The organism is Phenylobacterium sp., from assembly GCF_036495085.1.
GTDB lineage: Bacteria > Pseudomonadota > Alphaproteobacteria > Caulobacterales > Caulobacteraceae > Phenylobacterium.
On the sequence record NZ_DASXNL010000066.1, the window covers coordinates 1 to 9,395 of the forward strand.

At 67.9% G+C, this 9,395-nt stretch carries 10 protein-coding genes; 3 read left to right on the forward strand and 7 right to left on the reverse strand.

Annotation, left to right across the window (positions count from 1 at the left end):
- The 4 genes from VGI62_RS07965 to VGI62_RS07980 form a co-directional block, all read right to left on the reverse strand.
- The coding region (locus VGI62_RS07965; RefSeq protein WP_331503872.1) for a 4Fe-4S dicluster domain-containing protein at positions 1-819 on the reverse strand (819 nt) is incomplete at its 3' end.
- Entirely contained in the window at positions 820-1,992 is a 1,173-nt protein-coding gene (gene glcE, locus VGI62_RS07970; RefSeq protein ID WP_331503873.1) for a glycolate oxidase subunit GlcE, read from the reverse strand.
- On the reverse strand, positions 1,992-3,479 hold the full coding sequence (locus tag VGI62_RS07975; protein WP_331503874.1) for an FAD-linked oxidase C-terminal domain-containing protein: 1,488 nt from the start codon (positions 3,477-3,479) through the stop codon (positions 1,992-1,994). The genes glcE and VGI62_RS07975 overlap by 1 nt, the downstream gene beginning before the upstream one ends.
- Before the next feature lie 57 nt (positions 3,480-3,536).
- Positions 3,537-3,983, reverse strand: a complete 447-nt coding sequence (locus VGI62_RS07980; RefSeq protein WP_331503875.1) for a hypothetical protein — start codon at positions 3,981-3,983, stop codon at positions 3,537-3,539.
- A 91-nt stretch (positions 3,984-4,074) separates the two neighbouring features.
- On the opposite strand from VGI62_RS07980, the gene VGI62_RS07985 reads away from it, so the two are divergent.
- Positions 4,075-4,251: a hypothetical protein gene (locus VGI62_RS07985; RefSeq protein WP_331503876.1), complete on the forward strand. Its 177-nt coding sequence runs from the start codon at positions 4,075-4,077 to the stop codon at positions 4,249-4,251.
- 26 nt (positions 4,252-4,277) lie between these two features.
- Here the strand turns inward: VGI62_RS07985 and VGI62_RS07990 are convergent, their stop codons facing one another.
- The 3 genes from VGI62_RS07990 to VGI62_RS08000 form a co-directional block, all read right to left on the reverse strand.
- Complete coding sequence (locus VGI62_RS07990; protein WP_331503877.1) at positions 4,278-5,123, reverse strand: phytanoyl-CoA dioxygenase family protein; 846 nt, start codon at positions 5,121-5,123, stop codon at positions 4,278-4,280.
- A gap of 67 nt (positions 5,124-5,190) precedes the next feature.
- The gene (locus VGI62_RS07995; RefSeq protein WP_331503878.1) at positions 5,191-5,970 is read right to left on the reverse strand and encodes an enoyl-CoA hydratase/isomerase family protein; all 780 of its coding nucleotides are present in this window, start codon (positions 5,968-5,970) and stop codon (positions 5,191-5,193) included.
- On the reverse strand, positions 5,970-7,121 hold the full coding sequence (locus VGI62_RS08000; RefSeq protein ID WP_331503879.1) for an acyl-CoA dehydrogenase family protein: 1,152 nt from the start codon (positions 7,119-7,121) through the stop codon (positions 5,970-5,972). Before VGI62_RS08000 ends, VGI62_RS07995 begins: the two co-directional genes overlap by 1 nt.
- A gap of 190 nt (positions 7,122-7,311) precedes the next feature.
- On the opposite strand from VGI62_RS08000, the gene VGI62_RS08005 reads away from it, so the two are divergent.
- Both VGI62_RS08005 and VGI62_RS08010 read left to right on the forward strand, forming a co-directional pair.
- Complete coding sequence (locus VGI62_RS08005; protein WP_331503880.1) at positions 7,312-9,000, forward strand: AMP-binding protein; 1,689 nt, start codon at positions 7,312-7,314, stop codon at positions 8,998-9,000.
- A partial coding sequence (locus VGI62_RS08010; RefSeq protein WP_331503881.1) for a carboxyl transferase domain-containing protein occupies positions 8,997-9,395 on the forward strand: 399 nt, incomplete at its 3' end. The genes VGI62_RS08005 and VGI62_RS08010, both read left to right, overlap by 4 nt.

The window sequence follows — 9,395 nt, forward strand, 5'->3', positions numbered from 1 at the left end:
GCCGTAGGCCTTCAGGATGGTGCCGCACCCCGCCGCCGTGGTGACGATGGCGTCAAACGGACCGGCTCGCGTCCAGGCCCGCACGTTGGCCGCCGCGAACGCGGCAGCTTCGTCAGCCCGGCCCAGGTGTTCGGAGAGGGCCCCACAACAGCCCTCGCCCTCGACAAGCACAACTTCGAAGCCCGCGCGGGTGATCAGGCTGATCGCCGCTTCGCGGATCGAGGGGGCCATGACCGGCTCCACGCAACCCTGCAGCAGCGCCACCCGGCCACGCACGGCGCCCTCAGCCGGATAGGCGCGGCGCGGTGGCCGGATCGTCTGCGCGGCCTTCGGGACCAACCGCAACAGGGCGGCAATTCGGCGGAACCCGCAGGCTTCAAGAACCGACCCGAGCGGCCGCGCCATCCGGCCCAGCGCCAGCGCTTTGCGGAGCCGGCCTGGCCGCGCGAGCACGGCGGGTATCAAGGCCCGTAGCCAGCGCTCCGGCAGCGGACGGCGGTAGTGGCTCTCGATGTGCTCGCGGCCGTGCTCGATCAGTTGGGCGTAGTCGACACCCGACGGGCAGGCTGTGACGCAAGCCAGGCATGAAAGGCAGCGATCGACGTGGGTTACCGTCTCTTTCGCCGGCGAACCGCCATCCTCCAGCATCGCCTTGATAAGTTCGATGCGTCCTCGTGGGCTGTCGCGTTCGTCGCCCAGCAGGACGTAGGTCGGGCAGGTCGCCGTGCAGAAGCCGCAGTGCACGCACTTGCGGATCTCCGCGCGGCTGGCGGCCACCTGCGGGTCGGCGAGTTGGCCCTCTGTGAAGGCAGTCTGCATCTAGGGTCGCGCCATGCGGCCGGGGTTAAGCACCCCGTTGGGATCGAACGCCGCCTTGACCCTGGCGGTAAGCGCGGCCAGCGGCCCCTCCAAGGGCTCAAACGCCGCCCCGCCGTGGCCGCGATAGAGCGTGGCGTGGCCGCCGAGTTCTCGCACGATTGAGCGGACCCTGGCCGGCTCGGACTCCGACAGCAGCCAGACCAGCCCCCCGCCCCAGTCATAGAGCGCCTCGCCTTGGAGCGCCTCGCAGACGCGCCAGCCCGCAGCAGGCGGCGCCGAGATGCGCCAGAGGGGCCGCGGATCATTCTTGAACGCCTCGACCTCGCGGATCTGCGCCCAGAATTCACGGCTGTGGTCCACGTCGATCAGTTCCGCGCGGCCAAAGGACTTGAGCGCCATCACCAGGCCGTCCGCCCGCGCCGCCACCGAGGCGGCGAAACCCTCCAGGCGGATCGCCGTGACTGCGAGCTCGCCCTTCAGCGGCGCACGAGCAGCGACGGCCTGCGGCAGGTGGGCGGCCGCCGAGACCTCGGCCGGGGCGTTGAGCGCGCGGGTTATCGCCTCGCCTGCCCGCAGCTCGTCCAGGCCGAACAGCAGTATCGTCTGCTCCGTCCGCGCCGCCGGCAGCACCTTGATGGTGACCTCGGTGAGAACCGCCAGGGTTCCCCAGGACCCAGCAATGAGCTTGCAGAGATCGTAACCGGTGACATTCTTCACCACCCGCCCTCCGGCCCTCACCAACTCGCCGCGACCGGTCACCGCCTCCAGCCCCAGGAAGTGATCGCGCGCAGCGCCGGCCCGGATGCGCCGCGGCCCGGAGAGATTGGCCGCCAAGATCCCGCCCAGCGTCGGATGACCCCTGGCGGCAAGTAATCCTAAAAGGTGCGGTGGCTCGAAGGGCAGCATCTGGCCCTCGGCGGCGACCAGCCGCTCCAGGGTCGCGAGCTTCACCCCGGACTGGGCGGTGAGCACCAGTTCCTCGGGCGCGTAGTCGATCACCTTGCTCATGCCCGCGAGGCTCAGTACGGCGTCGGCCGCCGCCGCGCCGATGCGACGCTTGGTTCCACCGCCGACGACCTCGAGGCTACGACCCGCCGCACCGGCCTCGGCCACCAGGTCCACGACCTCGGCGGCGCTCTTCGGACGCGCGGTCTCGGCGGCGAGATCCAGCATCAGAACCTCGGCAGCTCTGGGAAGGCCACGGCGCCGCGGTGCACATGCACCCGCCCCAGTTCGGCGCAACGGTGCAAACGAGGGAACACCTTGCCGGGGTTCAGCAGCGAGTCCGGGTCGAAGGCGCACTTGACCCGCTGCTGACAGGCAAGGTCGGTTTCGTTGAACATTTCGCCCATCAGGTCGCGCTTCTCGACACCCACTCCGTGTTCGCCGGTCAGCACGCCGCCCACCGAGACGCACAGTCGCAGGATGTCAGCGCCAAACGCCTCGGCAGCCTCGAGCTGACCCGGTTCGTCGGCGTCGTAGAGGATCAGAGGGTGCAGATTGCCGTCGCCGGCGTGGAAGACATTCGCCACCCCCAGCCCGTAGGCCCGGCTCATTCGGGCGATTTGCGTCAGCACGCGCGGCAACTGGCGCCGCGGAATCGTGCCGTCCATGCAGTAGTAGTCCGGCGAGATCCGCCCCACGGCCGGGAAGGCGGCCTTGCGCCCTGCCCAGAACCGCAGCCGCTCGTCCTCGCTCGTGGACGTCCTCACCGTCGTCGCGCCACGCGCCTTCGCGAGCTCAGCAACCCGGGCCGAAAGCTCGGCGCACTCCGCCTCCGGCCCATCCAGCTCAACGATCAGCAGGGCTTTCGCGTTTGTGGGGTAGCCGGCGCCTACGAAGGCCTCCGCCGCCAGGAGCGCCGGCCGATCCATCATTTCCAGCCCGGCCGGGATCACGCCTGCGGCGATGATGTCGCCCACGGTCGCTCCGGCCGCCTTGACGGACGGAAAGCCCAGCAGCATGGCCCGCGCCGTGTCCGGCTTCGTCAGTAGACGGACAGTCACCTCGGTAACCACCCCCAGCAAGCCCTCGGAACCGGTGATCACGCCCAGCAGGTCGTAGCCCGCCGCATCGAACCCCTTGCCGCCCAGACGCACGACCTCGCCGCTCATGAGCACGATCTCGCATCCCAGGAGGTTGTTGGTCGTCAGCCCGTATTTCAGGCAATGCACCCCGCCCGAGTTCTCCGCCACATTGCCGCCGATGGTGCAGGCGACCTGGCTCGACGGGTCGGGAGCGTAATAGAAGCCGTCCGCTTCGACCGCGCCGGTGATAGCGAGGTTGGTCACCCCCGGCTGCACCACCGCGCAACGGTTGGCGTAGTCGACCTCAAGTATCTGGTTGAACTTGGCCATGCCGAGGACGACCCCGTCCTGCAGCGGCAAGGCGCCGCCGGAGAGCGAAGTCCCGGCGCCGCGCGGCACGACCTTTACGCCGTTCTTCTGGCACCAGGCGAGGACCGCGGAGACTTGCGCCGTGGTCTCCGGCAGCACGACGGCGAGCGGCGTCTGGCGGTAGGCGGACAGGCCGTCCGATTGATATGGGACCAGACCGGCGGGGTCGCCGATCACGCCCTCGCCGGACACGAGGGTCTGCAGCGCTCGGACGATCTGCGTCTTGCGCGCGAGCAGCGCGGGATCGGGAGCGGGCATCCTCATGGGCCGCCACTATGGGCAGAATTGGCGGCCGCTCCAGCCCCGACGGGGCCTTGAGGGCTATTTCTTCAGTTCGATCGTCACGCCCTTCGGCGCGGCGGTGAACTGGAGGCCCGCCCGCGAACTCTTCAGTTTGATGAGCACGCCCCTGGGGTTCTTCATCGACTGCACGCTGACGCCGCCGCCGACCGTCGCACCGGCTTCGGCGGCTGTGTAGGTCCCCTCGATGTCTTCGATCTTGGTCAGGTGGAAGACATCGCCTGTAGCGGTGTACTTGCTGGCGCCGACGTCCACCACCGACAGACCGCCCACCTTCACGGGATAGTGCCTGCCCTTGAAGTTCAGCGTGCCAGACCCCCAGCTGTAGCCCGCAACAAAGGCTACGGCGCCGCCCTTCAGCGAGAGCGTGGCGTCGGGTGTGTCCGCCGCCAGGACAGGCGCAACGACGATTGCTGCGAGGAACCCGCCGACGGCGAAGCGACGAAGCAGAGCGTTAGCACGAGGCATGGCGACCCCCCTGGGAAGGATTCTCGGAGAACGGCACACTGACGCTAGAACGGGCATTAGGAACTCCGGTGAAACCCTAGGGGCGTCACCGATGATCCCGTCCGACATCATGGGCCTGCGCGCCGCCATCCGGGCCGGCGCTGAGATCCAGGCGCTGGCGCTGACCACCGCCTCCAGCCGCGAGACCTTCGCGAAGTTCCGCGACGGCGTCTCCCAGGCCCTCGACGCCCGCGATGGAAGGTTCGGCGACTATCGGACGAAGACCTGACCACCGCAGGACGTCGCGCCGAAGGATCAACCGTCGTAGAAAAAGGCTGGGTGCAGGCCGATCACTCGACGATCCCGCTCGGTCGTGGCGCGGGCGATGGCCTGCGGCGACAGCTGATTGCTCTCGGCGGTGGTCAAAATCCGCTGGGCGATGTCGCGGCGGCCATAGTGGACCTGCAAAAAGAACCGGCCGTGGTCGCCTTGGCGGGTGGGCATGCGCCGGTGCCAGACGTCGGAGACAAACAGACCCGCATCGCCCGCCCGGGTGACCAGCGGAACTACGCCCTGGCCTTCATAGTCGAGGTCGTCGTCGAGAAGGCGGCCGAACGGCGGGGGGCGACCGGACAGGTGACTCCCCGGAATCACCCCGGTGGGACCGTCCTCGATACGGCAGTCCTGCAGGTAGAGATGAACGCCGATTGCGAACACCGGGTGGGGGATGTCCACGGGCCAACGCACCCCGTCGGCGAGGGGCACGTGCGGGCCGGCGTCGATATGCCAGTTCTGCCCCCCGTGGGAGCCGGGATGGCCGGCCGGATTTCGCCACGCGGTATTGGCGATCACGTGACAGTCCTCGCCAAGCAGCGGCTCGATGACGGCAAGCAGGCCGGGGTGGGCGGCGGCGGCTTGCGACGCAGCGCTGCGGTTCAGCATGGCGTACCGGAACATGGCCGCATCTTCAGGCGGACGCTGGCCGCGCTCGTCCGGCGGGTCGTCCTCGAACACCTGGCCGATCTCCTCCCTAAGGTCGGCCACCTGCTGGCCGCTCAGCAGGCCGCGGATGATCGTGTAGCCTTCACGCTCGAGTTGAGCGGTTTCGTCGCTCGCAGGCTCGGAGCGAGGCTCGAGATAGAAGCGGCCGCGTCGGATCATGCCCAGGCTCCTTGGCGTGAGCCTAAACGGGGGAGACGCCCCACCGCAATGGTTGGCGGAGCGGCCGCTAGGCTCCACGAAACGCCGGCGCACGCTTTTCGTTGAAGCTGGCGACGCCTTCGCGGCGGTCCGCGGTTTTGAAGAGGCGGTTGTAGGCGGAGAGCTCCAGCTCCATCGCCGCGGCCAGGTCCAAGGAATGACCTGCCCGAACCACGTGTTTCAACGCCCTCACCGACAGCGGAGCCTTGGCGGCGATCTCGGCGGCGACGCTCAGCACGGTCTCCATCAGGGCCTCGGGCGTCGTGACGGCATTGACGAGGCCGTACTCCTGGGCCTGCGCGGCGGTGAACGGGCGCCCGGTGGTGAGGAGTTCGATCGCCCGCCGCTCTCCGGCGCAGCGGCGCAGAAGTTGGGTGCCTCCAAGCCCTGGCATGATGCCGAGGCCCACCTCGGGCAAGCCGAACCGGGCGGTCTGCGAGGCATAGGCGAAGTCGCACGCCAGCGTCATCTCGCAGCCCCCGCCCATTGCTGCGCCATTGACCGCGCCGATCACCGGAACCGGAACTCGCAGCTGGGCGCGCGCCATCTCTTCGAAGACCACATGCTGAGCCGACCATGCCTCGTCGGTCATGCCGTTGCGCTCCTTCAGGTCGGCCCCGGCGCAGAAGTGCCGGCCGGCCGCCGCCAGCACGACGCAACGCAGGTCCTCGCGCCCGGCCAGTTCGGTCCAGGCCAGACGCAACTCCTCTCCCATGAGGGTATTCAGCGCATTGGCCGACTCCGGGCGGTTGAAGGTGATCCGCGCCACGCCGGGCTGCGGTTCGTCGATCAGAATTGTTTGAGGCATCAGAAAGACTTCGGAAGGTCCAGCACGTGGGTGGCCACGTGGGAGAGGATGAGGTTCGTGGAGATCGGGGCCACCTGGTAAAGGCGGGTTTCGCGGAACTTGCGTTCGATATCGTACTCCTCGGCGAAGCCGAAGCCGCCGTGGGTCTGCAGCGCCATGTCGGCGGCGTACCAGGAGGCCTCGGAGGCCGTGAGCTTGGCCATGTTGGCTTCCGTGCCGCAGGGTTCTGCGGCTTCGAACAGCGCCGCGGCATGATCGACCATCAACGAGGCCGAGGTCATCTGGACGTAAGCGCGGGCAATCGGGAACTGAACGCCCTGGTTCTCGCCGATCGGCCGGCCGAACACCTCGCGGTCCTTGGCGTAGGCGCTGGCGCGGTCGATGAAGAATTTCGCGTCACCGATGCATTCCGCCGCGATCAGGATCCGCTCGGCGTTCATGCCATCGAGGATGTAGCGAAAGCCCCTGCCCTCCTCGCCAACCAGGTTGGCGGCGGGCACGACCAGGTCCTCGAAGAAGAGCTCGGTCGTGGCGTGGTTCAGCATGGTCCTGACCGGTCGGATGGTGAGCCCGTTTCCCACCGCCTGGCGCATATCGACCAGGAGCACGCTCATGCCGTCGGACGGCTTGGCGGCGTCGGCCCGGGCCGTCGTGCGACAGAGCAGCACCATCAGGTCGGAGTGCTCGGCCCTGGAGATCCACAACTTGCGGCCGTTGACCACGTAGTTGTCGCCCTCGCGGCGGGCGAAGGTCGTGATCCGGGTGGTGTCGGTGCCGGCGTCGGGCTCGGTGACGCCGAAAGCCTGCAGCCGCAATTCGCCCGAGGCGATCTTCGGAAGATAGGCCTCCTTCTGCGCAGGCGAGCCATGTCGCAGCACCACGCCCATCGTGTACATCTGCGCATGGCAGGCCCCGCCGTTGCCGCCCGAGCGGTGGATCTCCTCGAGCACGGCCGCGCCGGCGGCGAGCCCGAGGCCTGAGCCGCCGTATTCCTCGGGGATCAGCACGGACAGGAAACCGCCCTCGGTCAGGGCCCGGACAAACTCCGTCGGATAGGTCCGCTCACGGTCAAGGCCACGCCAGTAGGCGCCAGGGAACCGGGCGCATAGCTTGCGCACCGCCTCGCGGATTTCGGGAAATGTCTGGTTCACCGGCGCATCTGTGCCGCGAGCAACCCCACGTGTCATCCCGGAAAGCACGCCTGGCTTGCCGGAAGCCCACCTGGCCCCACGCAAAGCACGACCGCAGGCGTCCCAGGGGCGCCGGTTTTCGCCTGCTCGAAACCGGGATGACACATCGGGTGAAGGCGATAGGCTCCGGCGCGACGACGGGAGGACGGCGGTGACAGACCTCAGCTACGTGAACGGCGCGAGCACCAAGCCGCTGCTCGGCCAGACGATCGGCGCCTGCTTCGACGCGACCTGCGCCACGCACCCTGACCAGATGGCGCTGATCTCGCGTCACCAGAAAATCCGCTGGACCTACGCCGAGTTGAAGGAACGGGTCGACGCGCTTGCCGCCGGTCTGCTGGCCGCGGGCCTCGAGCCCGGCGACCGGATCGGCATTTGGGCCCCGAACTGCGCGGAATGGGCGCTCACCCAGTTCGCAACGGCCAAGGCAGGGCTGATCCTGGTCAACGTCAACCCGGCCTACCGCCTGAGCGAGGTCGAGTACGCGCTGAACAAGGTGGGCTGCAAGGCGCTGGTGACGGCCGTCGAACACAAGACCAGCGCCTATCTGGCCATGCTTCGCGAACTAGCGCCGGAGCTGTCATCGGCTCGGCCCGGCGACCTGCAGTCCAAACGCCTGCCGCACCTGCGCCTGGTCGTCACTCTGGGCGAGGTCGAGCACTCAGGCTGCCTGGCCTTTCACCAGGCCTGCGACGCCGGAACGGCCGCCGATCGCGAGCGCCTGGAGCAGATCGGCCCGACCCTGCAGTTCGACGACCCCGTCAATATCCAGTTTACGAGCGGCACGACCGGTTTCCCAAAGGGCGCGACGCTGTCGCACCACAACATCCTCAACAACGGCCACTTCGTCGCCGAGGCGATCCGGCTCGGGGCGGGCGATCGGCTCTGCATCCCCGTCCCGCTCTACCACTGCTTCGGCATGGTGATGGGCAACCTGGGCTGCATCACCCATGCAGCGACCATGGTCTACGCCTCGGAGGGGTTTGACCCCTTGGCCGTGCTGGAAGCCATCGAAGGAGAGGCCTGCGTCGGGCTTTACGGCGTGCCGACCATGTTCATCGCAATTCTGGGCCACGAGCGGTTTCATCAGTTCGATCTCACCTCCCTGCGCACAGGGATCATGGCCGGCTCGCCATGCCCGATCGAGGTGATGCGCGAGGTGATCGACAAGATGCACATGCCGCAAGTCACGATCGCCTACGGCATGACCGAGACTTCGCCGGTGAGCTTTCAGTCCGGCGCCGAGGACAGCCTCGAGGTCCGCGTCTCGACCGTCGGCCATGTGCACCCGCACCTGGAGGTGAAGATCGTCGACGAGGCGGGGCGCATCGTTCCTCGCGGCCAGCCGGGAGAGCTTTGCACCCGAGGCTATTCGGTGATGCTGGGCTACTGGGAGGATCCGGCGCGCACCGCTGAAGCGCTGGACGCCAACGGCTGGATGCACACAGGAGATCTCGCCACGCTCGACGCCGACGGCTGCGGCAACATCGTAGGCCGGATCAAGGACATGGTCATACGCGGCGGCGAGAACGTTTACCCACGGGAGATCGAAGAGTTCCTCTACCGCCACCCGGCTGTTCAGGACGTTCAGGTGATCGGCGTGCCTGACCCCAAATACGGCGAGGAACTTTGCGCCTGGATCGTGCTGCATCCAGGACAGGCGCTGACGCCCGAGGCCGTTCGCGAGTTCTGCCAGGGACAGATCGCCCACTACAAGATTCCACGGTACATCCGTTTCGTGAAAGACTTTCCCACGACGGTGACAGGAAAGGTGCAAAAGTTCGCTATGCGGGAAGCGATGATTGCAGAATTGAACCTCGTGCCGGAAAAGACCGCATGAGGAAGCTCAGGAGCGCCGTCGACGTCACGTCCGAAGCCTATGCGGCGAACGCCAAGCTGAACCGCTCGCTGGCGGCCCAGTTGCACGAGCGCGCCGGCAAGGCCGCGCTGGGCGGACCGGTGGAAAGCCGCAAGCGCCATGTGGGCCGCGGCAAGCTCCTGCCGCGCGAGCGGGTGATGCGCCTGCTCGACGCCGGCTCGCCGTTCCTGGAGGTCGGCCAGCTCGCCGCCTTCGGCCTCTATGACGACGAGGCCCCGGGCGCCGGGCTGATCACCGGCATCGGCCGGGTCTCGGGCCGCGAGGTGATGATCGTGGCCAACGACGCCACGGTGAAGGGCGGGGTCTACTATCCGCTGACGGTGAAGAAGCACCTGCGGGCCCAGGAGATCGCGCTG

Bases quoted from the DNA above. Each gene is read 5' to 3' on its own strand.
- VGI62_RS07995 (WP_331503878.1), bottom strand. From the start codon at position 5,970: ATGCCTCAAACAATTCTGATCGACGAACCGCAGCCCGGCGTGGCGCGG.
- glcE (WP_331503873.1), bottom strand. From the start codon at position 1,992: ATGCTGGATCTCGCCGCCGAGACCGCGCGTCCGAAGAGCGCCGCCGAG.
- VGI62_RS07985 (WP_331503876.1), top strand. From the start codon at position 4,075: ATGATCCCGTCCGACATCATGGGCCTGCGCGCCGCCATCCGGGCCGGC.
- VGI62_RS07975 (WP_331503874.1), bottom strand. From the start codon at position 3,479: ATGAGGATGCCCGCTCCCGATCCCGCGCTGCTCGCGCGCAAGACGCAG.
- VGI62_RS07980 (WP_331503875.1), bottom strand. From the start codon at position 3,983: ATGCCTCGTGCTAACGCTCTGCTTCGTCGCTTCGCCGTCGGCGGGTTC.
- VGI62_RS07990 (WP_331503877.1), bottom strand. From the start codon at position 5,123: ATGATCCGACGCGGCCGCTTCTATCTCGAGCCTCGCTCCGAGCCTGCG.